The following is a 25,864-nucleotide window of genomic DNA, read 5'->3' as shown; positions in this document are numbered from 1 at the left end:
CCGCAGCGCGCGTCAGCGTGCGAGCAAAAGAACGGCGGTTACGCCGTCGGCCGATGCCTACGGCATGACCTCGATGCGGTTGGACTTAGCGGCCTTGAGGGAACCCACCTGACCGGAAACATTCGCGGTGGTGGTCGCCGGAAGTTCGCTGTACCGCAACAACGGCTGCACAGCCACCAAGTAGCGGCGTCCAGGCACGATCCGGTAGTTCAGTGACAGATCCACAGTCGCGGATTTCGACTCGCCCGGGGGCAGGATCACATCGGGTATCGAACCCGGGAGCTGACTCACGTGAATGCCGACGTAGTCCGCCAGGCCTCCGTCTTCCTGCAGCACTCGGAACAGATTCGCTTGCAGTCGCCCGTCGCGGCTCACCTCGGGGATATAGGCATCCGGCACCGCGATCGGCTGATCGCCCACATTGACCAGGGTAATCGTGATGACCGCTGCGCCCGCGCGTTTGCTGTCTGCTTGCGCGTGTTCCAGCCGGATGTCCAACCGCCCTGCGGCAGACACCGTAAAGCAGGCGCCCAGCAGCGCCATACCGACAATCCAGCTTCCCTTCATGACCATCTCCTTGTGGCGGATGGAGTATCCGGACACTCCAACAAAAACGGGATGGCCGCAAGGCCATCCCGTTCTCGACACACCCGGTCGGCGCAGCGCCGATCAGTTCTTCAAACCGCGATTTTCCAGCAGCGGCTCGACGCTGGGATCCTTGCCGCGGAAGTCGCGGTACAGGGTGGCCAGGTCGACGGTGTTGCCGCGCGAGAGGATCTTGGCGCGGAAGATGTCGCCGTTGGCGCGGGTCAGGCCGCCGTGTTCCTTGAACCACTGGAACGCGTCGTCGTCGAGCACTTCCGACCAGAAGTAGGCGTAATAGCCGGCCGAGTAGCCGCCGCCCCAGATGTGGTCGAAATAGGTGGTGCGGTAGCGCGGCGGCACTTCGGCCAGGTCCACCTTGTACTTCTTCAGCGAGTCGGCCTCGTACTTGTCCACGTCCTGCAGCGGCGCGTCGGCCGGCAGGGTGTGCCAGGACAGGTCGAGCAGCGCCGCCGACAGGTACTCGGTGGTGGCGTAGCCCTGGTTGAAGGTGCGCGACTTCTTGATCTTCTCCACCAGGTCGGCCGGCATCGCTTCGCCGGTCTGGTAGTGCTTGGCGTAGTGCGCGAACACCTTCGGATCCGACGCCCAGTGCTCGTTGAACTGCGAGGGGAACTCGACGAAGTCGCGCGAGGTGGCGGTGCCGGCCAGGGTCGGGTACTTCACGTTGGAGAACATGCCGTGCAGCGCATGCCCGAACTCGTGGAACATGGTGGTGACGTCGTCGAAGCTCAGCAGCGCCGGCTGGCCGGGAGCGGGCTTGGTGAAGTTGCAGACGTTGTAGACCACCGGCTTGGTGCCGGTCAGGCCGTTCTGGCCGACGAACTCGTCCATCCAGGCGCCGCCGGACTTGCTGTCGCGCTTGAAGTAGTCGGTATAGAACAGCGCCAGCGACTTGCCGTCCTTGTCGAACACTTCATAGACCTTCATCCCGTCGTGGTAGGTGGGGATGTCGGTGCGTTCCTTGAAGGTGAGGCCGTACAGCTGGTTGGCGGCATAGAAGACGCCGTTCTGCAGCACGTTGTCCAGTTCGAAGTACGGCTTGATCTGCGACTCGTCCAGGTCGTACTTGGCCTTGCGCACCTGCTCGGCATAGAAGTCCCAGTCGGCGGCGGTGAGCTTGAAGCCGCCCTTCTGGGCGTCGATCACCTTCTGCATTTCCGCAGCCTCGCTGCGCGCCTTGGCGGTGGCGGCGGGCACGGTGTCGGTGAGCAGCTTCAGCGCCGCGTCCGGGGTCTTGGCCATCTGGTCGCTGAGGCTGTAGGCGGCATAGCTGTCGAAGCCGAGCAGCTTGGCCTTCTGCGCGCGCAGTTGCGCCAGGCGCTGCACGGTCTGGCGGGTATCGTTGGCATCGCCCTTCTCGGCGCGCGACTGCGAAGCGGCCATCACCTGCTGGCGCAGGTCGCGGTCCTTCAGCGAGGCCAGCACCGGCTGCTGGGTGGTGTTCTGCAGGGCCAGCAGGTACTTGCCGTCGAGCTTGCGCGCGGTGGCGTCCTGCGCGGCCGAGGCGATGTCGCCGTCGGACAGGCCGTCGAGCTTGGCCTTGTCGTCCACCACCACCGCACCGGCGGCGGTGGCCGCGACCAGCTTGGTGTGGAACTGCGTGGCCAGGGTGGTCTCTTCGACGTTGAGCTTGCGCAGGGTGGCCTTGTCGGCGTCGGACAGCTGCGCGCCGGCACGCACGAACTCCTGGTATTCGTACTCGACCAGGCGCTTCTGCTCCGGGTCCAGGGTCAGCGTGTCGCGCTGGTCGTACAGGCTCTTGATGCGCGCGAACAGCTTCGGGTCCAGGCTGATCTCGTCCTGGTGCGCGGCCAGCTTGGGCGCGATCTCTTCCTGGATCTTCTGGCGGGCATCGTTGGTGTCGGCCTGGACCAGGCCGAAGAAGATGCGCGACACGCGGGTCAGGGTCTCGCCGCTGCGCTCCATCGCTTCCAGGGTGTTGGCGAAGGTGGCCGGCTCCGGGTTGTCGGCGATCTTGCGGATCTCGGCCAGGTGCTGCTTCATGCCCTCTTCGAAGGCCGGCAGGTAGTCGCTGTCCTTGATCTTGTCGAACGGCGGCGCCTGGAACGGCAGCGTGCTGGGGGTCAGCAGCGGGTTGGCGGCGGCGGCGGGCTGCGCGGCGGCCGGAGCAGCGGGAGCGGCGGGCACGGGGGTGGACTCCTTACCGGAACAGGCAGCCAGCGCCAGGCTGATGGCGGCGGCCAGAACGACGTTACGCGACATGAGGTGGAACTCCTGGGAGGACCTTGGGGCCAAGACAGCCGCCCACGTTACCGGGTTTGCATGGCAGCGGCATGTGCCATTGGCTCGGCCCGGCGCGGCAGCCAGCCGGCGTACAGATGGCCGGGCGCAGGCATGGCGCCGGCGTCCCGATCACGGCGCCAGCCGCCGACGCGTTGCACGGCCGGCGCCCCGCAGGGAGCGCCGGCGCGCCGGGCTCACTGCCCGCCGGGCAGCGGCAACGCCTCGTCCTTGAAGATGGCCACGTGCGGCACGCCGTCGGCGCCGATCCAGCCGCGGTACATGCCCTCGGTGTTGAACGGGAAGGCCACGCTGCCGTCGGCGCCCAGCGCGATCGCACCGCCGTCGCCGCCGGCCTTGGGGATCTGCTGGTCGATCACCGCGTCGGCGGCCTGGGCCAGGCTCTGCCCGGCGTACTTCACCCGCGCGCAGATGTCGTAGGCGGCCACCGCGCGGATGTAGAACTCGCCCCAGCCGGTGCCGGACACCGCGCAGCGGCTGTCGGCGAAGGTGCCGGCGCCGATGATCGGCGAATCGCCGACGCGGCCATAGCGCTTGTTGGTCATGCCGCCGGTGGAGGTGCCGGCGGCCAGGTTGCCCTGCAGGTCCAGCGCCAGCGCACCGACCGTGCCGAAGTGCTTGGCGGTCTCCAGGTCGGCGTGCGCCTGCTTGTTGGCTTCTTCCTTCAGCGCCTGCTGCAGTTGCTGCCAGCGCTTCTCGGTGCGGAAGTAGGACGGCGCGACCAGCGCGATCCCGTGCTGCTTCGCGAAGACCTCGGCGCCATCGCCGACCAGCATCACGTGCTCGGACTGGTCCATCACCGCACGCGCCAGTTCGATCGGATTCTTGACCCGGTGCACGCCGGCCACCGCGCCGGCCTTGCCGGTGCGCCCGTCCATGATCGCCGCGTCCAGTTCGTTGCGGCCGTCGTGGGTGAACACTGCGCCCTTGCCGGCGTTGAACTGCGGCGAGTCCTCCAGCACGGCGATCGCCGCGGCGACCGCATCCACCGCCGGCTTGCCCTGCGCCAGCAGCGCCTGCCCGGTGCGCAGCGCCTTCTCCATGGCCGCGCGCGCCTCGGCCAGGTCGGCGGGGCTGCTGCTGGCGCGCTCGACACCGGCGCCGCCATGGATCACCAGGGTAGTGGCGGGAATCTCGCGCGTGCGCCCGTCCTGCACCGCGTAGTAGCGGTGGAACACCGGCGCCTCGACGCGGCCGTCGGGCAGGTGCAGAGTGGAACCGGGGCCGACCCCGACGGTCTCGATGCGAGCGGCCTGCAGCGGCTGTCCGGCCGGGGTGGAGGGTTGCAGCGGCCCGGCGACCACGGTGGCCACGGCCTGCGGATCGGTGGCATAGACGCGCGCGGTGCCGTCGCCCTCCACCGCCAGCGCGGCGCTCTCGTCCACGCCCAGGCCGATCAGCGGTTCGCCTTGCGGCGCCAGCGTGGCGGCCTTGGCGCGGAACGCGAACAGGCGGCCGAGGCGGTCGCGCTCGCGGAAGTGGGTGTCGGTGATGACCCGCTTGAGCAGGTCCAGGTGCAGGAAGTCGGTCTCGATGGTGACCGCCGGCCCCAGCGGATCGGCCAGCGCCGCCGGGCTGGTGATGCTGCCGCCGTCCATCGAGCCGTACAGGTACTCGCCCAGCATCGCCAGGCCGGCGCTGGTGCCGCCCAGCGGCTTGCCGGCGCGCACGTGCGCGTCCAGCGCGTCGGCCACCGGCGTGTTCTTCCAGTAGCGCACGTAGCGCGACTGGTCGCCGCCGGCGATGAAGATGCCGTCGGCGCGGGCCAGCGCGCGCAGCAGCGCCGGATCGCTGGAGGCGCCGCGGCCGCTGAACACGAACGTCTCGACCGAGGCCACGCCCCCGACCTTGCGGTAGAACTCCTCGCCCACCTCGTTGGCCTGCGAGGCGCGCAGCACCACCACGTGGCCATGCCCGGCCTTGGCCATGAACCAGCGCAGCGCGTCGTAGTTGCGGTCGCCGCCGCCCATCAGCAGCAGGCCAGGCGACACCGGGCCGGGTGTGGGCGCGGCCGGATCGCCGACCAGGTACTGGCGGTAATCGCGCGCGACGGCGGGCGTGGCCAGGCACAGGCCCAGCAGCAGCGACATCCAGGGCCGGAACATGCCGACGGAACGGGTCATGCGGATCTCCTCGGGAACGGGGCGGGCGGGCGAGCGTGCGGCTCGTTGCTGAGAGGGGACGAACGGCGGCACGGTTTCCCCCCGCCGCCTCACCCTCCCACGTCGGCGCGCGCGGCACTTGCCCGCACGCACCGGTGATCGGCTAATGTGGGATCCATGTCCGCTTCCCTCGACGATTGGTTCGTCCAAGAAATCCTCGTCCACGAGCAGGCGCTCAGCGGCTACCTGCGGCGCTGCTGGCCGCATCGCGAGGAGTGGCACGACCTGCGCCAGGAGATCTACGTGCGCGTCTACGAGGCCGCCGGCAAGGCCCGGCCGAGCCTGCCCAAGTCGTTCCTGTTCGCCACCGCGCGGCACCTGATGACCGACCGGCTGCGCCGCAACCGGGTGGTGTCGATCGAGGCGGTGGGGGATCTGGAGTCGATGCACGTCCTGATAGACGAGCTGTCGCCGGAACGCTGGTGCGGCGGACGGCAGGTGCTGGGCCGGCTGGCGGCGGCCTTCGACCGGTTGCCGGGCCGCTGCCGCAGCGTGGTCTGGCTGCGGCGGGTCGAGGAACTGCCGCAGAAGGAGGTGGCCGTGCGCCTGGGAATCAGCGAGAAGAGCGTGGAGAAGCAGGTGGCCCGGGGCATGCGCCTGCTGGCCGATCATTTCCATGGCGACGAGGGCGCGGCGGCGCCGGCGAAGCCGATGCAGGCGCGGGCACGCGATGGACAGCAGGTGGATTGAGGCGCGTGCGGCGGCCTGGCTGGCGCGGCGCGACCGCGACGACTGGTCCGACGCACGGCAGGCGCGCCTGGATGCCTGGCTGGCCGCGGCCACCGCGCACCGGGTGGCGTTCCTGCGCCTGCAGGCCGCCTGGCAGGAGAGTGGGCGCCTGCAGGCACTTGGCGCCGGCCAGCGCGATGGGCAGGTGCCCGAACGCGGCCGCTGGCAGGGCCTGGGCGGCCGCAGCACGCTGCCGCCGGCCGCCACGGCCGCCAGCGCCGCCACCGCCGCGCCGGACCTGCGCGGCCTGCGCTTCGCCCCGCGTCCGCGTGCGCCGCGGCGACGGCGCTGGCCGGCCGCGCTGGCGGCCGCGCTGCTCGGTGCCGCGGTGCTGTCCCTGGTCTGGCGGCATGCCGTCGAACCGGTGCCGACCGCCTACGCCAGCCTCACCGGCCAGCTGCGCCCGGTGGCCCTGGCCGACGGCTCGCAGGCCACGCTGAGCAGCGACAGCCGCATCGCGGTGGCGCTGTCGCGCGCGCAGCGGCGCATCGACCTGCAGCGCGGCGAGGCGTTCTTCGCGGTGAGCAAGGACCCGGGCCGGCCGTTCGTGGTCGACAGCGGCGCACGCCGGGTGGTGGCGGTGGGCACGCGCTTCGCGGTGCGCCGCGAGGCCGATGCGCTGCGCGTGGTGGTCACCGAAGGCACGGTGCGGCTGGAATCGGCGAGCGCGCCGCAGGCGCCGCCGCTGCTGCTGCACGCCGGCAGCATCGCCCAGGCCGGGCCGCACGGGGTGCTGGTACGCCGGGTCGCGCTGGCCGAGGCCGAGCGCGTGCTGGACTGGCGCAGCGGCTACCTGAGTTTCGACGACACCCCGCTGCAGGCGGCGGTGGCCGAGTTCAACCGCTACAACACGGTCAAGCTGCAGGTCGCCGATGCCGGTGCCGCGGCGCTGCGGGTCGGCGGCAACGTGCGCTGGTCCAACGTCGACGCCTTCGTGCGCCTGCTCGAACAGGGGTTCCCGATCCGCGCCGAGCGCCACGGCGACACGGTGCTGTTGCACAGCCGGTAGGCCGTCCCGCGCCGGGCCGGCGCGGCGGCGGGGGGATTTGTCGGTCTCGTTCGTCCTGGAGCTACTGAGGCGCGCTCCGCGCCCGTTTGGGGAGAAAACTCGATGCGGTATCCGATGCGTGCCCTGCTGCTGAGCATGGCCTGTGCGAGCGCCTGTGCGGCGCAGGCGCAACCCGCTGCCGTTGCCGCCACCGGCACGGTGGACGTCCCCGCCGGCCCGCTGCGCGCGGCGCTGGACACCCTGGCGCGGCAATCCGGCGCGCAACTGATCTACCGCGCCGACCAACTGGGCCAAGCCCGCAGCGGCGGCGCGCACGGCCAACTGGACACCGCACAGGCGCTGCAGCAGGTGCTGCGCGGCAGCGGCTTCGTCGCCCAGCGCGACCCCTCCGGCGCCTGGCTGGTGCGGCGCCAGGAGCCGGCCCCGGCCCGCGCGCAGCCGGTCCGTGCCGCCGCGCCGGCGCCGGCCGCGGCGGCCGAGGCGCCGGTGGCGCAACTGGACACCCTGCGCGTGACCGGCTCGCGCATCCCACGCACGCAGGTGGAAGGCCCCGCACCGATCAGCGTGATCAGCGCCGAGCAGATCAAGGCCAACGGCTTCACCTCGGTGCCGGACGTGCTGCGCGCGATGACCCAGAACGGCGGCGAGACGCAGAGCCCGCAGTCGGCCAGCGGCGCGGACTTCTCGCCCGGCGCGCAGCAGGTGGATCTGCGCGGCCTCGGCCCCAACCACACCCTGGTGCTGGTCAACGGCCGCCGCATCGCCGATTTCCCGATGCCGTTCAAGGGCCGCAGCAACTTCACCGATATCTCCAACATCCCGCTGGGCATGATCGACCGCATCGAGATCCTGACCGGCAGCGCCTCGGCGATCTACGGCTCGGACGCGATCTCCGGCGTGGTCAACTTCATCCTCAAGAAGCACGCCGACGGCACCACGCTGGACTACCGTTTCGGCGACACCACCCGCGGCGGCGGCGAGAGCTTCAACCTCAGCCTCAGCAGCGGCTGGTCGCGCGGCAACTTCGACGCGGTGTTCGGCGCCGAACTGGTCTCGCAGACGCCGCTGTGGGCCTACGAGCGCAGCCGCCAGGACAGCACCCTGGACGGCCCCACCGCGCGCTCGCAGGTACCGCGCCGCACCTTCCTGCGCACCGACGGCAACGACGACTACCTGGACCCGGGCGCGGACACCTGCGCGGCGGTGTCCGGACTCAACGGCGGCAGCACCGGCTACGCCACCCGCCCCGGCTACGGCGCGTTCTGCGGCAGCAGCGCCTCGATCGGCTACGGCACCATCACCAACAAGCGCCGCGGCCTCAACGGCTACGCCTCGCTGCGCTACGCCTTCGACAACGGCAGCGAATGGTTCGCCGACGTGCAGATGGGCTACCACGAGCTGTCGCTGTTCCGCGACGTGACCCAGTGGGGCTACATGGCCCCGGACGGCAACGAGCAGGGCTATTTCTACAACCAGGCCACCGACCAGGTGGAAGCCTGGGGACGCCAGTTCAGTCCGGAAGAAATGGGCGGCCTCAACGCCGGCACCATCCGCACCCGGCAGAAGACCTTCAGCGTCACCACCGGTTTCAAGGGCCACCTCGGCGCGGACTGGGACTACGAGACCAGCCTCAGCCACTCGCAGTACCAGGCCACGATCAGCTGGCCGCAGATCGTCGCCGCGCGCGCCAACGCGCTGTTCCTCGGTCCGCAGCTGGGCGTGGACGAGGACTCGGGGCTGCCGATCTTCAACGCCGACCCGCAGCGCCTGTACACGCCGCTGAGCCGCGCCGAGTACGACAGCATCGCCCAGCGCACGGTGTACCAGCCGCGCTCGCGCACCGACACCCTCGCCTTCACCGCCACCAACACCGCACTGTTCTCGCTGCCCGGCGGCGATGCCGGCATGGCCGCGACCGCCGAATTCGGCAACCAGGCCTACAACCTGCGCCCGGACCCGCTGGCCACGCAGTACTACTACTACAGCTGGAAGGACTCCGACGGCCACGGCAGCCGCAACCGCTGGGCGCTGGCCAGCGAGCTGCGCCTGCCGGTGCTGTCGACGGTGTCGCTGAGCCTGGCCGGACGCTACGACCAGTACCGCTTCGCCGGGCGCTCGCTGGGCAAGTTCACCTACAGCGGCGGGCTGGAGTGGCGGCCGGTGGACACGCTGCTGGTGCGCGCCTCCTACGGCACCGCGTTCCGCGCCCCGGACCTGCACTACGTGTACGCCGGCCCCGGCAACGACGAGACCACCGGCGTGGACTACTACCGCTGCGCCAGCGAGGAACCGGGCGTGGCGATCCAGGACTGCAGCTACAACGAGGAGGCGGTGATCCGCGGCCGCAGCGGCAACCGCGCGCTGAACCCGGAGAACAGCACCTCGTGGACCGCCGGCCTGGTGTGGTCGCCGATGGCCGACCTGGACCTGTCGGTGGACTACTTCAACATCGACATGCGCGACCAGGTGCAGGACCTGCGCGTGGACCAGGTGCTGCGCGACGAGGCCGACTGCCGCCTCGGCGTGCTGCAGGCCACCTCCACCACCTGCCAGCAGGCGTTGGCGCGGGTCACCCGCAGCGCCGACGGTCGCCTGTACGGGGTCTACGTCAACCCGATCAACATCGCCCGCGAACGCACCAACGGCATCGACCTCAGCGCGCAGTACCGCCTCGACACCGGCATCGGCACCTTCCGCCTGAGCGGCAACTACACCTGGGTACGCCGCCACGACATCCAGGTGTACGCCGGCGAAGCGATGGTGGACGAGTTCGCGGTCAACAGCGGCTACGACATCCCGCGCACCAAGGCCAGCGCCAGTGTGTCCTGGGAGCGCAACGCCTGGACCGCGACGCTGCACGGCGAACGCCTGGGCCGCCTGCCGACCTCCGATTCCTACGACCAGGTCTACGACCCGGAGAGCGGCGACAGCCCCTGGATCGGCGCCACCTACCGCTACAACGCCTCGCTGCAGTACCGCTTCACCGACCACGCGCAGCTGTCGCTGACGGTGACCAATCTGTTCGACAAGATGCCGCCGCACGACCGCACCTATACGTCGTACCCGTACTACGACGTGTCCTGGTTCGACACCGTGGGCCGCAGCGTGTACCTGCAGTACACGCAGAAGTTCGGCGGCAGCGCGCTGTAGCGCGGGGGTCAAGACCGGCATGTGGGAGCGGCGTCAGCCGCGACGAGCGAAAGGTCGGCTGATGCCGTCCGTCGTCGGGACTGAAGTCCCTCCCACAACAACATCCGACCCATGCACCGTAGGAGCGGCTTCAGCCGCGACCGACGCTTTCCCGATGGTCCGGTCGCGGCTGAAGCCGCTCCTACGGCATCGGTTTGTGCCGTCGGGCAAAACGGCGGATGGGCGGCGCCGTCAGCCGCCGCTGTCGCTCACAACGTATCGCGATGCTTGCCGCGCCACGGCCGGTACCATTCGCGGATCGCGGCGATGTCCGCCTGCATGTCCTCGCTGGTCCACACCACCTCGCCGAGGCCGACGGTGCGGCTGGGGTAGTCGAAGTACACCGGGAAAATCGGCACCTGCGCGCCGTGGGCGATCTTCCAGAAGCCGGTCTTCCACTTCTCCACGCGCTTGCGCGTGCCCTCTGGGGTAATCACGTACCACATGCGTTCGGCACCGCGGATCAGCGCCACCGCCTGTTCGACCACGCCGCGCGGCGAGTTGCGGTCCAGCGGGATGCCGCCGAGCCTGCGCAGCACCGGTCCCAGCGGCCACCAGAACAACTGGGTCTTGCCCAGCACACGCACCTCGAAGCCGACCGCGAACTTGACCGCGAAGCCCAGGAACCCGTCCCAGTTGGACGAATGCGGGGCCACGATCATCACCAGCTTGGGCACGTTGGGAAACTCGCCCACGACCCGCCAGCCGGTCAGCCGCAAGGCGGTGCGGCCGAGCCAGCGCATGAAGCGGCTGGGCTTGACCATCGGGATGTCCGGGGGCGCTGCGGGCAGGCGGTAATCGCGTTCGGTCAAAAGTCACTCCCAGCGGCCGGGCGAGCGGCCGCGTTTGATCTGGCTGCGCTCGCGCTTGGCGTCCAGGCGTCGCAACTTGGCGCCGTGCGAGGGTTTGGTGGCGATGCGCCGCTTCGGCACCGACAGCCCGGCAGCGATGAACTCGGCCAGGCGCTGGCGCGCATCGTCGCGGTTGCGGTCCTGGGTACGGAAGCGCTGCGCATCGATCACCAGCACCCCGTCGGCGGTGATGCGGCGGTCGCGCCGCGCCAGCAGGCGCGCACGCAGCGGCTCCGGCAGCGACGGCGAGCCGGCCAGGTCGAAACGCAACTCGACCGCGGTGGCGACCTTGTTGACGTTCTGCCCGCCGGCGCCGCTGGCGCGCACGAAGCGCTCGACGATCTCGTCCTCCGGAATCGTCAGGCTGCTCGAGATGTGGATGGCCCCGTTACCCATGGCGCGGATTGTAGGGTATTCGCCGGACCGCCCGGTTTCCGCGTCGGCGCCGCCTGAACGGGCCAGGGAGCGGCCGCCGGCCGGTCGCGCGTCCCCACGCGCCGCGGCGGCGGCGCGGCGATTGCCGTATTCTGGCCGCCGGTCATCGTTCTGCAGGATGCTCCATGTCCCCGACTTCGCGCTTCTTCCAGTGGCCGCAGCGCCTGCTGCTGGCCTTGCTGCTGGCCCTGGCCGCCCTCCCCGCGCTGGCCGAACCGCCCAGCGAGGCCGACGTCAACCGCCTGCTGTCGGCCTCGCGCGCGCAGAACATGCTCGACACCATGCTGCCGCAGATCGAGGCGATGCAGCGCCAGCAGTTCGCCCAGCTCACCGCGCAGCACCCGCTCGACGCCGCGCAGCAGCAGAAGCTGCAGCAGATCCAGGAGCGTACCCAGGCCACCGTGCGCAAGGCGCTGTCCTGGCAGGAAATGCGTCCGCTCTACGTCAACCTGTACAAGCAGACCTTCTCCAAGCAGGACGTGCTGGCGATGGCCGAGTTCTACGAGAGCCCGGCCGGCCAGAGCCTGCTCGACAAGACCCCGCAGCTGATGCAGAACCTGATGGGGGCGATCCAGCAGAAGATGACCCCGCTGTTCGCCGACCTGCAGAAGGACCTGGAACAGACGGTCAACACGCCGCCTGTCAAGTGACCCAGCGCTGGCCTAGCGCGTCGTAGGAGCGGCTTCAGCCGCGACGGGCGTCACCGAGGAAGCCCGTCGCGGCTGAAGCCGCTCCTACGAGAGCCTCAGGCTTGCAGCATCCCAGCTGACATCACATCCGCCTGCCATGGCGCCGTATCCCACCCGAACAACCCGAACGCCCGCACGAATTCCGCATCCAGCGGCGCCATCACCGTGATCCGATGGCCGTCCGGGTGCGGGAACGCCAGGCGTTCGGCGTGCAGCAGCATGCGGTGCACGCCCTGCGTGCGGAAGATGCGATTGTGGCGGCCATCGCCATGGCTGGTGTCGCCGATCAGGTGATGCGAGAGGTGCTTGAGGTGGCGGCGGATCTGCCGGAAGCGCCCGGTCACCGGGCTGCAGCGCAGCAGCGCATAGCGCGAGGTGGCGAACCCGCCCGAGGGTACCTGCAGTTCGCCGCAGGCCAGGCGCTCGAAGCGGGTCTGCGCCGGTTTCTTCAGCGGCTTGCCAGGGCCGCCGTCGAGGTCGTGGTCGACCTCGAAGCGGTCTTCGGCCGGCCAGCCGCGGCAGATCGCCAGGTAATCCTTGTCCACTTCGCCGCCCATCAGCGCCTTGCCCAGCACGCTGGCGGTGTCGCGGTCGAAGGCCAGCAGCAGGCAGCCGCTGGTGGCACGGTCGAGCCGGTGCACCAGGAAGATCGGACGGCCCAGCTGTGTGCGCAGACGATCGGCGAGGAAATCGTCCTCGCCGCGGGCGAGCTTGCTGTCGTGGACCATCAGCCGGGCGGGCTTGTCGACCACGGCCAGCAGTGGGTCTTGATAGAGGATCTGCAGGGAATCGGCGTCGGTATTCACTGCCGGATTATCCGCGCCGTGCCGCGGCGCGACAATGCGCATTGCAGGAACGAGGCGCGCATGCAGGTGGCGCGGAGCGGCAGCGTCCTCAGCACTGAGCCCATGACCTCGCTCACGACAACCGCACCCATGGCACCGATGACGACGTGGCTACAGCTCGCGCCGACATTTGCTTGACCCGACGACGCACGTCGCGGGCAGGCACGCCGCCGCGCTGCGCCTACGCGTCCTTGACCGCCAGCAGTTCGCCGTTGCCGACCGGCAGCGTGGTGCAGGTGAACGCGGCATCGGCATCCAGCAGCGCGGCGAACGGCGCCATCTCCGTCGCGTGCGACAGCGCGTTGTCCACGACCAGCAGACCGCCCGGCCGCAACACGCGACGCAGCTGCGGCCACCAGTCGCAATACAGCGTGCGCTCGGCATCCAGGAACACCAGGTCGAATGCGGCCGACGCCGCGTCGGCCAGCCAGACGCCGGCATCCGTGCGGACCAGATCGACACAGCCTTGCACGCCGGCACTGGCGAAGTTGCGCTGCGCCAGCGCGATCTTGTGCGCGGCGTATTCCAGCGTGGTCACACTGCCGCCCAGCGCCGCCGTGGCCTCGGCCAGCCACAGGGTGGAATAGCCGTTGGACGTGCCGATCTCCAGCACCCGCCGTGCACCCGTGGCGCGCACCAGCACCGCCAGCAGTTCGCCGGTCTCCGGGGTGATATTGAGCAGGCGCTGCGCGCGCTCGGACTGGCCTGCGTCGTGGCGCGGACCTTCTGCACCGAGCGCGTCGCGCACCGCGTGCAGGCGCGCGCGATCCAGCGCCGTCACGCTCAGCGCCGCCACCACGCCGACAGCAGGGCCGCGGTGCCGGCACCGCCGCTGATCCACGCCCACAGCGACACCCCACCCAACTGCGGTCCGCCGGCGTCGAGCGCGTACAACAGCGTGGCCACAGTGAGCAGGCCGACGCCGGCGATCGCCGCCACCACCCGCCGCTGCATGCGCCGCACCAGCAAGTTGAGTTCGAACAGGTCGCGCGAGCGCATCGACAGTTCGTGCCTGCCCTCGACCTGCTGGCGCAGCCAGCCGTGGATCAGCCGCGGCATGTCCGGCGCATGGGTCATGATCTCCGGCAGGCGCTTGCGCAGTTCGTGCAGCGCGCGCTGCGGGCTGTAGCGCTCGATCAGGATGCGCTCGAGCACCGGCCGCGCCACCGCCCAGATGTCCAGTTCCGGATCGAGCTGGCGGCCGACGCCCTCGATGTTGAGCAGGGTCTTCTGCAACAGGATCAGCTGCGGCTGCAGGGTCAGCTGGTAGCGCTGGGCCACGCGGAACAGCTTGATCAGCACCTCGGCCAGCGATATCTGCGACAGCGGCCGGGTGAAGTACGGCTCGCACACCGAGCGTGCCGCCGCCTCCAGCTCGTCGATGCGCACGTTGGCCGGCATCCAGCCCGCCTCCACGTGCAGCTCGGCCATGCGCCGATAGTCCTTGTTGAAGATGGCCATGAAGTTCTCGGCCAGGTAGTACTGATCTTCCTGCGAGAGCTGGCCCATGATGCCGAAGTCCAGCGCGATGAAACGCGGGTTGTCGCGGCGCGCCGGGTCGCTGTCGACCCAGATGTTGCCGGCGTGCGCATCGGCGTGGAAGAAGTTGTCGCGGAACACCTGGGTGTAGAACACCCGCACGCCCTTGGCCGCCAGCGCGCGGCGGTCGATGCCGGCGGCGTCCAGCGAGGCGATGTCGTCGGACGGGATGCCGCGTACCCGCTCCAGGGTCAGCGCGCGCTCGGCGGTGTGGGTCCAGATCACCTCCGGCACGTACAGGTCGTCCGAATGCAGCCAGAAGCGGCGCAGCACGCTGGCGTTGGCGCCCTCGCGCTGCAGGTCCAGTTCTGCGGCCAGGGTGGTCTCGATCTCGGCCACCACCTCGCGCGGGCGGATCTTGTCGGCGCGTGGGTGGGTGCGTTCGACCAGCGCCGCGGCCGATTTCAGCAAGGCAATGTCGGCGTCGATCTGCCGCTCGATGTCCGGGCGCAGCACCTTGACCACCACTTCGCGGCCATCGTGCAACGTCGCCGCGTGTACCTGCGCGATCGAGGCCGAGGCCAGCGGTTCGGTGTCGAAGGTCGCGAACGCCACCGCGATCGGCCGCCCAAGCGCCTGCTCGACGATGCGCCGCGCGGCCTCGCCGTCGAACGGGCGCACCCGGTCCTGCAGCAGGGTCAGTTCCTCGGCCACGTCCGGCGGCATCAGGTCACGGCGTGTGGAGAGGATCTGCCCGAACTTGACGAAGATCGGCCCCAGGTCCTGCAGCGCCAGGCGCAGCCGGGCGCCGCGCGACTGCGCGGCAATGTCCGGGCTGGCGCGCGGCACGAACGGCTTGGCCAGGCGCAACCAGCGTTCGGCCGGGGTGCCGTCGAGCAGGTCGTCCAGGCGGTAGCGCAGGATCACCCGGCCGATGCGGCTGGCGCGGAACATCGCCTTCATGCGCCGCGCTCCGGCTGCAGCCGCGCCACGCGCGCGGCCAGGCGTTCGATGTCGTCGCGCAGCACGTCGACGTCGTCGTAGAAGGCCTCCAGCTCGGCGCGCGCGACCACGTCGCGCGACTCCTCGGTGACATATTCGGCCGCGCTCTGCGCCAGATCCTGCGCGCTGCGCCGGGCCTGCTGCAGCGCCGAGCGCGCGGTGTTGGCCACCTGCACGCCGAGCACCTCGCCGAACACCTGCACGAATGGCCGCTGCCAGTCCGGGTCGAAGCGCGTCGCCAGGTGTTGCAGGCGCCGCGCCAGTTCGGCATCGCCGGAGACCCGCACGCGCCCGCCGGGGCCGCCGGGGCGCCGCGCCTGCGCCAGGAACGGCAACTGCGCGAGCAGGCCGCCGAGGGTGCTGCGCACCGCCAGCTCCGGCTCCTGCGCCGGATCCACCGGGCCGACCCGCAAGTGCGTGCCGTCGACACGGATCTGCAGCGCCAGCGCCGGCGCCTCCAGGGTCAGCGCCACGCGCTGGCCATCGAGGTCGCGCAGGGCCTCGCCGGTTTCCGGGTCCAGCGCCAGCGCGCGATTGAGCGCCGCTTCCAGCGCGCGGCCGGCCAGGGGCTTGAGAGCATCGAGGGGGGTTCCAGACATGCCCGCATTCTAGCGGCAGACACGTCGCCAGGCCGTGCGCAGGGCGAGACAGATGTCCCGCCCATGCCACCGCCAACCGCTACTGCGCCTGCGCGCCGCCCAGGTGCTTGCTCAAGAACGCCAGCAACTGCGTGTAATAGGCGCGCCGGTGCGCTTCGGTGTAGAAACCATGGCCCTCGGTGGGGACGTACAGCGACTCCACCGGCACCCCGGCCTTCTTCAATGCCTTTTCCATGCGTTCGGTGTGTTCGATCGGCGCGCGCTCGTCCTTGCCGCCGGCGGCCAGGAACACCGGCACGCGGATGCGCGCGGCCAGGTTGACCGGCGACCGCGCCGCCAGGCTGTCGCGTTCGCCCAGCCAGTCGCCGGCCCAGGCCTTGGTCCAACGCGCGTATCTGGCCTGGTCGCGGTACATGGTTTCCAGATCGTAGACGCCGACATAGCCGGCCGCGCAACGGTACAGGTCCGGCTCCTTCGCCGCGCCCATCAGCGCGGCATAGGCGCCGTAGCTGGCACCGTAGATGCAGATGCGCGCACCGTCGGCGATGCCCTGGTCGATCGCCCAGCGGGTGGCGTCGGTGAGATCGTCCTGCATGCGCCCGCCCCACTCCCGTGCACCGGCCTGGGTATAGGCGCGGCCGTAGTTGCCCGAGCCACGGTAGTTGACCCGCAACACCGCGTAGCCGGCCGCGGCCAGCACCTGCGCATCGTCGTCGAACTCCCAGCCATCGAAGAGGCCGAACGGCCCGCCATGCGGCAGCAGCACCATCGGCAGCGGCTTACCGGCCGGCGCCTGCAGCGGCAGGGTCAGGTAGCCGTACAGGGCCATCCCATCCCTGGCCTTGAAGGCGACCTCGCGGGTCGCCGGCATCCGCTCCGGCACGAACCATTCGCGCCTGCTGAACACCCGCTTGGCCGATTTGTCGACGGTGTCGAACAGAAAGTAATCGCCGTTGTTGCGATCGCTCCAGACATACAGCATCAGCAGGCGCCGATCGGCGGTGGCGGAGGTGATGTATACCGCATCGCCATTGAAGGCCTGCTCCAGCGCGCGGTACAGCCGCGCCGTCGGCGCGGTGTCGTCGAAGAAGCGGTTGTGCACGCGATCGCTCATGAACGACACGCCGATCGGGGTGCGGCCATCGAGGTCGCGCAACACCTGGTAGGGATCGACCTTCGCGTCACGCAGCAGCGGTGTGGACCGGTCGCTCTGCGGATCCCATGCCACCACCGCATCGGGTCCTTCGGCCTGCTCCACCTGCAGGTAGGCGATCCTGTCGTCCGCGGAAAAGCCCAGCGGGAAACTGCGATGCCCGCTGCTGGCTTCGTCGTTGATCAGCCGCCACGGACTGGCGTCATCGTTGCGGTAGAACAGCTTGTTGACCGTGCTGCCGGTCTCGGCACCCTGCGCGAAGCGCACGTGGCCGCCGTGGTCGGTGACGAAGTCAGCACGCGCCACCGGGGCCCGCGCCACCGGCATGCGCCGGTGGTTGTAGATGTCGAGCTTGTCCACATGCACGGTGGGATCCTTGGTCTGCTCCACCACCGACACCAGGACCGCGCGCGGGTCGTCCGGCAAGGTGTCGAGCATGAACACCGACGGATCCAGGCCAGCTTTGTAGGTGACGCCATTGACGCTGTCGTTGAGCCCGTAAGGGCTGGCCAGCAAGCGCGGATTCTTGCCGTCGGCGTCGACCGCATGCAGTTGGCCGATCGCCACCGGGCGGTCGAGCGCGCCCAGGCGCTCGGCCATCGACACCACGATGCGCTCGTCGCTGGCCCACCAGTAATCGTGCACCACCGAATCGGCCTGGCCCATGATCTTGGCCGAGACCTGCTTGTCGCTACGCCGGATGACCGCCAGCACGGTGCGGTCCTCAAGCGGCGCGGTGACGGCGTAGTAGGCGCCAGTCGGGGAGATCTTGACCCGGTCGAACTGGTCGCGCTGCAGATACGGCGCCAGGTCCACCGGCGGCACCTGCGCCCACGCGCTCCCCGCAAGCGCAAGGCCTGCCCACACGATCCACGCTCGCATTCGATCCGCCCCTGTCCCCTGAGCGGACGATGGTGACAAGCGTTCGGCGAAACGTCCAGCCCGGCCCCCGCAGCGCAGCGTGGCGCTACATCCTGCCAGCAGACGCCATCATCGCGCCCTGCCCCAGAAACGACTTGCCCGCGACGCAAAGCGCCGCGGGCAAGCATCGACGTTCGATTGTCGCGGCGGACTACACCTTGCCGCGGCGGAACATCGAGATCACCGCCAGGATCAGGAACACCACGAACAGGATCCAGGCGATGTTGGTCGCCGCGCCGGCGATGCCGCTGAAACCGAGCACGGCGGCGATGATGGCGATCACGAAGAAGATGATGGCGTAATGCAGCATGGCAATATCCAGAAGTTGTCGTGCCGAATCGGCGCGGCATCATCTTCGGAAACGCGCGGTCGTCAGCGGGTGACGGACGTGTCGTGGCGCCATGACGACGCCAGCCGTTGCAGACCCTGCTCGATCGACACCTGCGGCACGTAGCCGAAGTCGCGTCGCGCCGGCTCCATGCTGTACCAGTGCGGGGTGCACAGCTGCTCGGCCAGGAACCGCGTCAGCGGCGGCTCGCCGCGCAGGCGCAGCAGCGGCCACAGGGTCTCGCAGGCGGCACCGATGCGGTAGGCGGCCTTGAACGAGAGCGTCCTGGTCACCGTCGGCGCGCCGACTGCGGCGAGCAGCTTGTTGAGCAGCACGCGCATCGGCAGCGGCTCACCGTTGGAAATGAAGTAAGCGTTGCCGGCGCAGGGCGCGCCCACCGCTAGGTGCTCGAAGGCATCGAAGTGCGCCTGTGCGGCGTTGTCGATGTAGGTGGAATCGACCTTGTTGTCGCCGCTGCCGACCAGACGCACGCGCCCGGCCTGCGCCCGCGCGACCAGCTTGGGCAGGATCTGGTTGTCGCCCGGCCCCCAGATCAGCCGCGGGCGCAGCGCCACCACCGCCAGCTGCGCGTCGTTGGCGGCGAGCACCATGCGCTCGGCGATCGCCTTGGTCGCCGCGTACGGCGCCTGGAAGTCCTCGCCGTAGGGCACCTGGTCCGCGCCCAGGCCTTCGACCGGATGCGTAGCGCGGTGGGTCACGCTCGGTGTGGAGGTGTAGACCAAGCGCGACACGCCGTGCAGGCGGCAGGCCGCCAGCACGTTCTCGGTGCCGACGACGTTGGGCTGGTAATAGCTGTCGTAGCTGCCCCAGGCACCGGCCTTGGCGGCGTTGTGGAACACCGCATCGGCGCCGGCCAGCGCATGCTGCAGCGCCTGCGCATCGACCAGGTCGCCCCGCACCTGGGCCACGCCCAAGGCCTGCAATTCCGGGTAGTGCCCGCGGTTGTAGCTGACCACCTGGTGCCCACGCGCGACCAGCCCGCGGCACAGCGCCTGGCCCAGGAATCCACCGCCACCGGTCACCACGATCTTCATCGCCACACTCCATCGTCAGGGCGGCCATTCTGGGGCCGGCCATGCGCCGCGCCAACGGTGTCCGGCTGCGCAGGCGCGCCGGCCCCCATGCTTCGCGCGCTCATTTGCGCTGTTCCGCGGCCCACAGCGCCAGCTTCTCGCGGCCGATCTTCGCGTTGTGGCGGATGTCCACCGGAAAGCCCGGGTGGCTCAGGAAATCGACGATGCCGGCTGTGTGCGCATGCGCGGCAGCGGTATCGCGCAGTCGCTGCTGCAGCGCCTGCAGTTCAGGGCCGCTCGAGAGCATGGCGCCCACTTCCAGCTCGTAGCACAACACCGGGCGCTGCTGCCCCGGCGCGCCGATGCCGACCAGGGCGGTGCGGCCGATGCCCGGCAGCGCGTTGAAGATCGGCTCCACCTGTTCGGTGTACAGCGGTCCCTGCGCGGTTTCCACGCGCTGGGTCTTGCGCCCACAGAACCACAGCCGGCCCTGCGCGTCGAAATAGCCGACGTCGCCCATGCGGTGCACGACGCGCTCGCTGCCGTCGTCCAGGCGTTCGCGGATCTTGGCCAGGCGCGTGGCCGCATCGCGGTTGAAATAGGTGTCGGTGGCGGTCGGGCCGGCCACGGTGATCTCGCCGACCGTGCCGGTGGGGACTTCGCGCACGCCGCTCCACTCCGGAATCGCGGCGTCGTCGATGGCGATGATGCGCACCTCGTTGGGCGGTACCACCGTGCCGACGCAGGTGCCGGCACCGCGCTCGGTCGCCGCGCGCGTGTCCTGCAGCTCGCGGCCCTCGATCACCGCCACCGGCAGGCACTCGGTGGCGCCGTAGGGCGTCCAGAACTGGCCATCCTCCGGCAGCAGGCTGCGGATCCGCGCCACCACGTCCGGCGGCACCGGCGCGCCGGCCGAGGTGGCGCAGCGCACGTTGGTCAACGGCTTGCCGTAGTCGGCCAGCACCCGCATCAGGGCCGGCGAGCCGAACAGCTGGGTCACGCCGAAGCGCTGCATCGCATCGTGCAGCTTGCGCGGGTCGACCTTGGCCGGACGCGTCGGGTCCATGTCGGGGATCACCGAGGTCAGCCCCAGCGCCGGGTCGAACAGCGCGAACGGCGGGAAGGTCGGCAGGTCGATCCCGCCGGGCTGCATGTCGAAGGCATTGCGCATCAACTCGATCTGGCCGACGAAATGCCGGTGCCGGTAGACCACGCCCTTGGGCACGCCGGTGGAGCCGCTGGTGAACAGGATCGCAGCGACGTCGTCCGCGGCCGTGTCGGCCAGCTGGCTGCCGGCGCCCTGGCCGGCGCGCTCGATCCGCGCCAGCGTGGTGCCGCCCCAGGCCCAGCGCCGGCCGACGGTGACGATCCGCTTTGCCGAGCGCGCCCAGCCGAGCAGGCGCCGCGCCAGTTGCGCCAGCGGAATGCCGATGAAGGCCTCCGGCTGCGCCTCGTCCAGGCACTGCTTGAGCGCGCGCCGGTCGATGCCCGGATCGACCAGCACCGGCACCGCGCCGGCCTTAAACAGCGCGAACATCAGCAGGAAGAACTCCGGCGACGGCCGCACCATCACCACCGTGCGGGTGCCGCGGCCGATGCCGTAGGCGCCCAGGCCGGCAGCGATGGCATCGCTGCGCGCATCCAGTTGCGCATAGCTCAAGGTCACGTCGTAGGCCGCCATGCCGCCGGGGCCGGGCCGGCCGGGGCAGCGCATGGCGATCTGGTCGGGGCGCTCGCGCGCCAGCCGCGGCAGCGTCGCCGCGATATTGGAGGTCGTGGTCATGCGCCGATTATCGCCGATGCGCCCGGCCGCAGCCGACATCCCGGCCGCGGCAGCCGCGGCTGAATGCCGGAATGCTTGCAGCGCGCTCCGGTTCGGTCAGAATGCCGCGCCCCCCACGCTGTTCGCCGCGCAAGGCCCGGCCGCCATGTCCCATCCCTGCCTCACCTGCGGCGCCTGCTGCGCCTACTTCCGCGTCAGTTTCCACTGGAGCGAAGCCGATCCCGCGCTGGGCGGCAGGGTCCCGTTCGAGTTGACCGAACCGCTGCGCACCCATGAGCGGGTGATGCGCGGCACGTCGCAGGCGCAGCCGCGCTGCATCGCCCTGGACGCGGACATCGGCCGCTACAGTCGCTGCAGCATCCACGAGCGGCGGCCGTCGGTGTGCGCGGCAGTGCCGGCCTCGCTGGAATTCGGCGAACGCAGCGCGCAGTGCGACAAGTCGCGTCTGGCGCACGGCCTGCCGCTGCTGACTCTGGCCGACTGGGACGGCGTGGTCGAACGCAATCTGCCGGACGCCTGAGCGGCGACGCCGCCAGCACGGTAGGGAGGCCTGCCGTAGGAGCGGCTTTAGCCGCGATCCGCATTACCGGCAACGCCCGGTCGCGGCTGAAGCCGCTCCTACACAAACTCCTGTAAACGCCCAGCCTGGCGGCATCCGAAGAGCGGCGGACGCGCGCCGCATCGGCTCAGCGGTGCTTCCACGCCGTCGACACCGGATTGGTCACGGTGTTCTTTTCCAGAGTGTAGGTGCCGTTCTGCTGGGCGATGGCCTCGCCGGTGTCGACGATCGCGTTCTGAATGAAGACGTTCCTGTCCTCGCCACGGATGAAGGTCAGCTGGTGGAAGGCGGTCTTGTTGCCCCAGTCCTCGGACGGCAACGAGATGAAGCGGATCGTGTAGGTCTGGTCGTCGAAGCTGCCCTGCAGCACGTACACACCGTAGTGGTTCTCGCCCTGCGAAATGATCTTGTACATGCCGTTGCTGTAGTAGTAGATCTCCGCATCGGGGAACGGCTTCTTGTCGTACAGCTTGCGGTAGTGCAGTACCTGCTTCCAGGTGGGCTGGCCGAATCCGACCGTCAGCGTCTTGCCATCCGCGGACGTGGTCAGGTCTTCCGCGTGCGCACCAGGCACGCTCATCGCCGTCAACAGCATCGCCATCGCCATCGCTTTCACTCTCTGTCTCCTGTCCGATTGCATGCAGCGTCCGCTTCCGCGCGACGCGCACGTCGGTGGCGACTGTACCTAGCCAACAATGTTGCATCACGGCAATCGGTAGCAGTTTGCGCGCGCCCGTGTAGACGATCCACGGCGCAACGCCGGCGGCGGCACCGCGGCGCACCTCGCGGCAATCCCCTTCCTGCATGCGCGGCGCGCCGATACGGCGCGCCGCAGGAAGACGCCGACATCTGGCCGGCGTGCGTGCTCAGGACAGCGGATGCGCGTCCAGAAACCGGCGGATCGCCGGCACCAGCACCTCGTGCTTGTCTTCCAGCACGTAGTGGTTGGCATCCTCGAAGGCCATCACCTCGGCCTGCGGCAACGCGCGGCGGAAGCCTTGCAGGAAATGATGGTCGAAGCAGATGTCGCGCAAGCCCCAGCCGATGAAGGCGGGGCGGTCGGCGAACGACGGCAGCGCCTGCTCGGCCCGCGCCAGCAGCGACCAGGCCTTGTCGGCCGGCGACAGCGGAATGTCCTGCATGAAGCGGATCGTGGAAATGCGGTTGGCCCAGCTGTCGTACGGCGCCACGTAGGCGCGACGCACAGCGGCAGGCATGCGTCGCGACACACCCAGCCACGACGCGCCCGAAGAGAACGCATTGAACGTGCGGATGAACCACTCGCCCGGGCGCCAGTGCCGGCCCATCGCGATCTGCCACGGCATCGGCTTGGCCGCCGGCAGCGGGAACGCCGCGGTATTGGTGATGACCAGGCGCCGCACCTGCGCATGGTGCGACAGCGCCCAGCCGAAACCGATCATGCCGCCCCAGTCGTGCACCGCCAGCGTCACCGGCCCGTCGATGCGCAGATGCCGCAGCAACGCGTCCAGGTCGTCCACGCGCGACTGCAGGGTGTACTCGTAACCCGGCCGCGCGCCCGGCGCATCGTCCGGCTTGTCCGACAGGCCCATACCGATGTGGTCGGGCACGATGCAGCGGTAGCGGTCCGACAGCCCGCTCACCAGCGTGCGCCACAGATAGCTCCACGACGGATTGCCGTGCAGCATCACCACCACCTCGCCGTCGCGCGGGCCTTCGTCGAGATAGGACATGTGCAGCCCTGGGCGGACCTGGAAGCGCTGCGGGGTGAAGGGGTAGCCGGGGTAGTTCATGCGGGGGACCGATGCGAGATGGAGGAGGAAGACGGCGCCGCCGCGGCGCATGATGCATTGCCGTCGGCGTGCGGCGTTGGGGAACTCATAACGGCTGTGCACCCTCGCTGAGGATGTCCAGATAAGCCTGATAGGCGAACACGCGGTGCCGCTGCTGCCCGGTGAGTTCGTTGACGATGTCCAGATCCTGCAGGGTGCGGATGGCGGCACGGATTGTCGGTGCGCTGAGCGGCAAATGCGGCTGGACCTGCGGCACGCCCAGCAGGACACGACGGGCGAACTGCTCGTACACCAGGCCCACGTTGCCAGCGCGCGTTCCCAATCCGGCGATACGCGCGCGGTCGGCCGCCAGCAGTGCCAGCAGGCGCTGCGCGGTGGACACCGCCTGTTGCGCGGTGTCTGCAACGCCCTCGAGAAAGAAATCCAGCCAGCCTTCCCAGTCGCCCTCGGTGCGTACCGCGTTGAGGCGCTCGTAGTAACGCGCGCGATGGCGCTTGAAGAACAGGCTCAGGTACAGGCTGGGCGCGCGCAGCACACCTTCGTTACACAGGATCAACGCGATCAGCAGCCGCCCCAGCCTGCCGTTGCCATCGCTGAAGGGATGGATGGTTTCGAACTGCACATGCGCCAGGGCTGCCTTGACCATCGGCGAGACGTCGCGGCCCGGCGCGTGCAGGAAGCGCTCGAAGGCGGCCAGTACCGCATCCAGGGCTTCCGGCGGCGGCGGCACGAAATGCGCCAACGCCGGCGAGGCACCGCCGATCCAGACTTGGCCCGAACGGAATTCGCCCGGACGTTTGCCGGCGCCACGCCCACCTTGCAACAGCAGCGCGTGCATTTCGCGGATCAGGCGCAGCGACAGCGGGAAGTCATCCTCGCGCAAGCGCCGCAGCCCGTGGTTCAGCGCAGCGACGTAATTGGAGACTTCTTCGACGTCGTCCAGAGGGACACCCGGTGCCTCGTCCAGTTCGAACAGCAGCAGATCGGACAGCGACGATTGCGTGCCCTCTATCTGCGAGGACAGGACCGCTTCCTTGCGCACGTAGTGGTAGAGGAACAGCTCCGGGTCCGGCAGCATCAGGGTGATGCCATCGAGGCGACCAAGCGCCTGGTCGGCCTGTTCCTTGCGCGCGATCAGCAGCGGCGCCGCCAACTGCAGCGGCGGCTCGGGCGGCAGCGGATCAGGAACGAACGCCTGATAACGGCTGCCCGCCAGCGACCCGGGAACATAGTGTCCGGTACAGCGTCGAGACGACATCAGGCAATCCTTGCCGTGGCCGGAGACGGCTCTTAGGAAAGAAATTTAGCAAATTTCTTTCTAAACACCCAACTTACGGCGCGCAAGGAAAATTTGCGCGCCTGTCCTGTGCCTCTCGCTTACCAGACCACCTCGGCCATCGAGCAGTTCAGGCCCGAGCCGATGCCCATCAGCGCGATCCGGTCGCCCTTCTTCAGGCGGCCCAGCTCGCGCAGCTTGCTCAGCACGATCGGCACGCTGGCCGGGCCGATGTTGCCGTATTCGCCGAAGATGGTCATGACCTTCTTCTGGTCGATGCCGAAGCTCTTCATGAAGGCCTTGGTGTGCGGAAGGCTGACCTGGTGGATGACGAACTGGTCCAGTTCGTCCACCGCCCACCCCAGCGCCTGCCGGGCGGCGGCGAAGGTCTTCTGGCCCAGCTTGAGGCCTTCGATCAGCAGCATGCGGGTGTCGGTGACCATGCGGTCCATGTTGCCCCGGCACAGGGTGTTCCACTGCGTGGCCGAGCGGGTCACGCCGCCGCGGTAGCGCGGTGCATCCGGTGCCAGGTCGGTACGCGCCATCACCATCGCCACGGCACCGCACCCCAGGGTCAGGGTCGCCATTTCGTCGCGGAAGGCGTCGGCGGTCAGGTCCTGCGAGGCCATCCGCTCCAGGGTCTTCTCGTACACCAGGTTGGCGGTCTCGCCATCGACCACCATCGCATAGTCGATATCGCCACGCTCGATCATGCGCGCCGCGATGTCCATGCCGTTGATGAAGGCCAGGCAGGCGTTGGCGACGTCGAAGGTCATGCACTGCTCGCTCACGCCCAGATTGCCGGCGACGATGCTGGCGGTGGACGGCTCCAGGTAATCGCGACTCACCGACGTGTTGACCAGCAGCCCGACCTGCCCAGCCTCGATGCCCGCATCGCTCATCGCCTTGCGCGCCGCCAGCGTCGCCACGTCGGACGCCTGCAGATCCTGGTCCCACATGCGCCGCGCGTGGACGCCGGCGATGTCGCCGAGCACGTCGGCCCGGATCCGCAGCCGGTCCAGGGTCGGCTGCAGGCGCGCGTTGATCTGCTTGGAGGTCAGCGTGTGCGGCGCGTCGATATGCGCCAGTCCCGCGATCGAGACGTTGGTGAAGAGCATCGAGGTGTACGCCAGGGTCAGGCGAGGGGGCGCCAATTCTAGCGGTTACACCGTTTTACCGCA

22 protein-coding genes and 1 pseudogene are annotated in these 25,864 nt (G+C 69.5%); 5 read left to right on the top strand and 18 right to left on the bottom strand.

The window, feature by feature from the left end:
• Positions 1 to 57: 57 nt before the first annotated feature.
• The 4 genes and pseudogenes from PIQ37_RS09050 to PIQ37_RS09035 all read right to left on the bottom strand — a co-directional run.
• Positions 58 to 567 carry a hypothetical protein gene (locus PIQ37_RS09050; protein WP_342073203.1) on the bottom strand — a complete coding sequence of 170 codons (510 nt, stop codon included), beginning with the start codon at positions 565 to 567 and terminating at the stop codon, positions 58 to 60.
• A 102-nt stretch (positions 568 to 669) separates the two neighbouring features.
• Positions 670 to 2,829: a peptidyl-dipeptidase Dcp gene (gene dcp, locus PIQ37_RS09045; RefSeq protein ID WP_342073202.1), complete on the bottom strand. Its 2,160-nt coding sequence runs from the start codon at positions 2,827 to 2,829 to the stop codon at positions 670 to 672.
• Positions 2,830 to 3,044: 215 nt separating this feature from the next.
• Positions 3,045 to 4,046 carry an isoaspartyl peptidase/L-asparaginase family protein gene (locus tag PIQ37_RS09040; protein ID WP_342073292.1) on the bottom strand — a complete coding sequence of 334 codons (1,002 nt, stop codon included), beginning with the start codon at positions 4,044 to 4,046 and terminating at the stop codon, positions 3,045 to 3,047.
• 177 nt (positions 4,047 to 4,223) lie between these two features.
• Positions 4,224 to 4,796: pseudogene (locus PIQ37_RS09035) on the bottom strand (cyanophycinase); the annotation flags it as partial.
• Positions 4,797 to 5,147: 351 nt separating this feature from the next.
• Between PIQ37_RS09035 and PIQ37_RS09030 the strand changes: the two are divergent.
• The 3 genes from PIQ37_RS09030 (at position 5,148) to PIQ37_RS09020 (ending at position 9,918) form a co-directional block, all read left to right on the top strand.
• Positions 5,148 to 5,720 (top strand): RNA polymerase sigma factor, encoded by a 573-nt coding sequence (locus PIQ37_RS09030; protein WP_342073201.1) that lies wholly within the window; start codon positions 5,148 to 5,150, stop codon positions 5,718 to 5,720.
• Positions 5,701 to 6,768 carry a FecR family protein gene (locus tag PIQ37_RS09025; RefSeq protein ID WP_342073200.1) on the top strand — a complete coding sequence of 356 codons (1,068 nt, stop codon included), beginning with the start codon at positions 5,701 to 5,703 and terminating at the stop codon, positions 6,766 to 6,768. Before PIQ37_RS09030 ends, PIQ37_RS09025 begins: the two co-directional genes overlap by 20 nt.
• 114 nt (positions 6,769 to 6,882) lie before the next feature.
• A complete protein-coding gene (locus PIQ37_RS09020) occupies positions 6,883 to 9,918 on the top strand; it encodes a TonB-dependent receptor (protein ID WP_342073199.1) in 3,036 nt (1,011 codons plus the stop codon).
• 248 nt (positions 9,919 to 10,166) lie between these two features.
• On the opposite strand, the gene PIQ37_RS09015 is transcribed toward PIQ37_RS09020, so the two are convergent.
• Both PIQ37_RS09015 and arfB read right to left on the bottom strand, forming a co-directional pair.
• Positions 10,167 to 10,721, bottom strand: coding sequence for a lysophospholipid acyltransferase family protein (locus PIQ37_RS09015; protein ID WP_342073291.1), 555 nt, complete (start codon positions 10,719 to 10,721; stop codon positions 10,167 to 10,169).
• A gap of 51 nt (positions 10,722 to 10,772) precedes the next feature.
• Entirely contained in the window at positions 10,773 to 11,204 is a 432-nt protein-coding gene (gene arfB / locus PIQ37_RS09010) for an alternative ribosome rescue aminoacyl-tRNA hydrolase ArfB (RefSeq protein ID WP_017907723.1), read from the bottom strand.
• Between the two features lie 164 nt (positions 11,205 to 11,368).
• Between arfB and PIQ37_RS09005 the strand changes: the two genes are divergently transcribed.
• The gene (locus PIQ37_RS09005) at positions 11,369 to 11,893 is read left to right on the top strand and encodes a DUF2059 domain-containing protein (protein WP_342073198.1); all 525 of its coding nucleotides are present in this window, start codon (positions 11,369 to 11,371) and stop codon (positions 11,891 to 11,893) included.
• Between the two features lie 95 nt (positions 11,894 to 11,988).
• Here the strand turns inward: PIQ37_RS09005 and PIQ37_RS09000 are convergent, their stop codons facing one another.
• The 8 genes from PIQ37_RS09000 to oleC all read right to left on the bottom strand — a co-directional run bounded on the left by PIQ37_RS09000 (position 11,989) and on the right by oleC (position 21,076).
• Positions 11,989 to 12,780, bottom strand: a complete 792-nt coding sequence (locus PIQ37_RS09000) for a pseudouridine synthase (RefSeq protein WP_342073197.1) — start codon at positions 12,778 to 12,780, stop codon at positions 11,989 to 11,991.
• A 178-nt stretch (positions 12,781 to 12,958) separates the two neighbouring features.
• The gene (locus PIQ37_RS08995) at positions 12,959 to 13,576 is read right to left on the bottom strand and encodes an O-methyltransferase (RefSeq protein WP_407136561.1); all 618 of its coding nucleotides are present in this window, start codon (positions 13,574 to 13,576) and stop codon (positions 12,959 to 12,961) included.
• Entirely contained in the window at positions 13,561 to 15,219 is a 1,659-nt protein-coding gene (gene ubiB / locus PIQ37_RS08990; protein WP_017911447.1) for a ubiquinone biosynthesis regulatory protein kinase UbiB, read from the bottom strand. Before ubiB ends, PIQ37_RS08995 begins: the two co-directional genes overlap by 16 nt.
• A complete protein-coding gene (locus PIQ37_RS08985) occupies positions 15,216 to 15,857 on the bottom strand; it encodes a ubiquinone biosynthesis accessory factor UbiJ (RefSeq protein ID WP_342073196.1) in 642 nt (213 codons plus the stop codon). Before PIQ37_RS08985 ends, ubiB begins: the two co-directional genes overlap by 4 nt.
• Positions 15,858 to 15,936: 79 nt before the next feature.
• Positions 15,937 to 17,892: an alpha/beta hydrolase family protein gene (locus PIQ37_RS08980; protein ID WP_342073195.1), complete on the bottom strand. Its 1,956-nt coding sequence runs from the start codon at positions 17,890 to 17,892 to the stop codon at positions 15,937 to 15,939.
• Between the two features lie 190 nt (positions 17,893 to 18,082).
• Complete coding sequence (locus PIQ37_RS08975) at positions 18,083 to 18,241, bottom strand: DUF1328 domain-containing protein (RefSeq protein ID WP_003468167.1); 159 nt, start codon at positions 18,239 to 18,241, stop codon at positions 18,083 to 18,085.
• A 62-nt stretch (positions 18,242 to 18,303) separates the two neighbouring features.
• Positions 18,304 to 19,314 (bottom strand): 2-alkyl-3-oxoalkanoate reductase, encoded by a 1,011-nt coding sequence (gene oleD / locus PIQ37_RS08970; protein ID WP_342073194.1) that lies wholly within the window; start codon positions 19,312 to 19,314, stop codon positions 18,304 to 18,306.
• A gap of 100 nt (positions 19,315 to 19,414) precedes the next feature.
• On the bottom strand, positions 19,415 to 21,076 hold the full coding sequence (gene oleC / locus PIQ37_RS08965) for an olefin beta-lactone synthetase (protein ID WP_342073193.1): 1,662 nt from the start codon (positions 21,074 to 21,076) through the stop codon (positions 19,415 to 19,417).
• A 145-nt stretch (positions 21,077 to 21,221) separates the two neighbouring features.
• Here oleC and PIQ37_RS08960 point away from each other — a divergent pair, with 145 nt between their 5' ends.
• The gene (locus PIQ37_RS08960) at positions 21,222 to 21,596 is read left to right on the top strand and encodes a YkgJ family cysteine cluster protein (RefSeq protein WP_017911452.1); all 375 of its coding nucleotides are present in this window, start codon (positions 21,222 to 21,224) and stop codon (positions 21,594 to 21,596) included.
• A 166-nt stretch (positions 21,597 to 21,762) separates the two neighbouring features.
• Here the strand turns inward: PIQ37_RS08960 and PIQ37_RS08955 are convergent, their stop codons facing one another.
• The 4 genes from PIQ37_RS08955 to PIQ37_RS08940 form a co-directional block, all read right to left on the bottom strand.
• Positions 21,763 to 22,242 (bottom strand): hypothetical protein, encoded by a 480-nt coding sequence (locus PIQ37_RS08955; protein ID WP_342073289.1) that lies wholly within the window; start codon positions 22,240 to 22,242, stop codon positions 21,763 to 21,765.
• Between the two features lie 259 nt (positions 22,243 to 22,501).
• On the bottom strand, positions 22,502 to 23,407 hold the full coding sequence (locus PIQ37_RS08950; RefSeq protein WP_342073192.1) for an alpha/beta fold hydrolase: 906 nt from the start codon (positions 23,405 to 23,407) through the stop codon (positions 22,502 to 22,504).
• Between the two features lie 85 nt (positions 23,408 to 23,492).
• Positions 23,493 to 24,665: a Fic family protein gene (locus tag PIQ37_RS08945; protein ID WP_173003392.1), complete on the bottom strand. Its 1,173-nt coding sequence runs from the start codon at positions 24,663 to 24,665 to the stop codon at positions 23,493 to 23,495.
• Positions 24,666 to 24,784: 119 nt separating this feature from the next.
• Positions 24,785 to 25,801 (bottom strand): 3-oxoacyl-ACP synthase III, encoded by a 1,017-nt coding sequence (locus tag PIQ37_RS08940; protein ID WP_267085382.1) that lies wholly within the window; start codon positions 25,799 to 25,801, stop codon positions 24,785 to 24,787.
• Positions 25,802 to 25,864 lie beyond the last annotated feature (63 nt).

It is taken from the genome of Xanthomonas protegens, assembly GCF_038442435.1.
GTDB lineage: Bacteria > Pseudomonadota > Gammaproteobacteria > Xanthomonadales > Xanthomonadaceae > Xanthomonas_A > Xanthomonas_A sontii.
The sequence above is the reverse complement of the archived record's forward strand: the minus strand, read 5'-3'. Positions and strand labels throughout refer to the sequence as shown.

Bases quoted from the DNA above. Each gene is read 5' to 3' on its own strand.
- PIQ37_RS09050 (WP_342073203.1), bottom strand. From the start codon at position 567: ATGAAGGGAAGCTGGATTGTCGGTATGGCGCTGCTGGGCGCCTGCTTT.
- dcp (WP_342073202.1), bottom strand. From the start codon at position 2,829: ATGTCGCGTAACGTCGTTCTGGCCGCCGCCATCAGCCTGGCGCTGGCT.
- PIQ37_RS09030 (WP_342073201.1), top strand. From the start codon at position 5,148: ATGTCCGCTTCCCTCGACGATTGGTTCGTCCAAGAAATCCTCGTCCAC.
- PIQ37_RS09025 (WP_342073200.1), top strand. From the start codon at position 5,701: ATGGACAGCAGGTGGATTGAGGCGCGTGCGGCGGCCTGGCTGGCGCGG.
- PIQ37_RS09020 (WP_342073199.1), top strand. From the start codon at position 6,883: ATGCGTGCCCTGCTGCTGAGCATGGCCTGTGCGAGCGCCTGTGCGGCG.
- PIQ37_RS09015 (WP_342073291.1), bottom strand. From the start codon at position 10,721: ATGGTCAAGCCCAGCCGCTTCATGCGCTGGCTCGGCCGCACCGCCTTG.
- arfB (WP_017907723.1), bottom strand. From the start codon at position 11,204: ATGGGTAACGGGGCCATCCACATCTCGAGCAGCCTGACGATTCCGGAG.
- PIQ37_RS09005 (WP_342073198.1), top strand. From the start codon at position 11,369: ATGTCCCCGACTTCGCGCTTCTTCCAGTGGCCGCAGCGCCTGCTGCTG.
- PIQ37_RS09000 (WP_342073197.1), bottom strand. From the start codon at position 12,780: ATGCGCATTGTCGCGCCGCGGCACGGCGCGGATAATCCGGCAGTGAAT.
- ubiB (WP_017911447.1), bottom strand. From the start codon at position 15,219: ATGAAGGCGATGTTCCGCGCCAGCCGCATCGGCCGGGTGATCCTGCGC.
- PIQ37_RS08985 (WP_342073196.1), bottom strand. From the start codon at position 15,857: ATGTCTGGAACCCCCCTCGATGCTCTCAAGCCCCTGGCCGGCCGCGCG.
- PIQ37_RS08980 (WP_342073195.1), bottom strand. From the start codon at position 17,892: ATGCGAGCGTGGATCGTGTGGGCAGGCCTTGCGCTTGCGGGGAGCGCG.
- PIQ37_RS08975 (WP_003468167.1), bottom strand. From the start codon at position 18,241: ATGCTGCATTACGCCATCATCTTCTTCGTGATCGCCATCATCGCCGCC.
- oleD (WP_342073194.1), bottom strand. From the start codon at position 19,314: ATGAAGATCGTGGTGACCGGTGGCGGTGGATTCCTGGGCCAGGCGCTG.
- oleC (WP_342073193.1), bottom strand. From the start codon at position 21,076: ATGACCACGACCTCCAATATCGCGGCGACGCTGCCGCGGCTGGCGCGC.
- PIQ37_RS08960 (WP_017911452.1), top strand. From the start codon at position 21,222: ATGTCCCATCCCTGCCTCACCTGCGGCGCCTGCTGCGCCTACTTCCGC.
- PIQ37_RS08955 (WP_342073289.1), bottom strand. From the start codon at position 22,242: ATGGCGATGGCGATGCTGTTGACGGCGATGAGCGTGCCTGGTGCGCAC.
- PIQ37_RS08950 (WP_342073192.1), bottom strand. From the start codon at position 23,407: ATGAACTACCCCGGCTACCCCTTCACCCCGCAGCGCTTCCAGGTCCGC.
- PIQ37_RS08945 (WP_173003392.1), bottom strand. From the start codon at position 24,665: ATGTCGTCTCGACGCTGTACCGGACACTATGTTCCCGGGTCGCTGGCG.
- PIQ37_RS08940 (WP_267085382.1), bottom strand. From the start codon at position 25,801: ATGCTCTTCACCAACGTCTCGATCGCGGGACTGGCGCATATCGACGCG.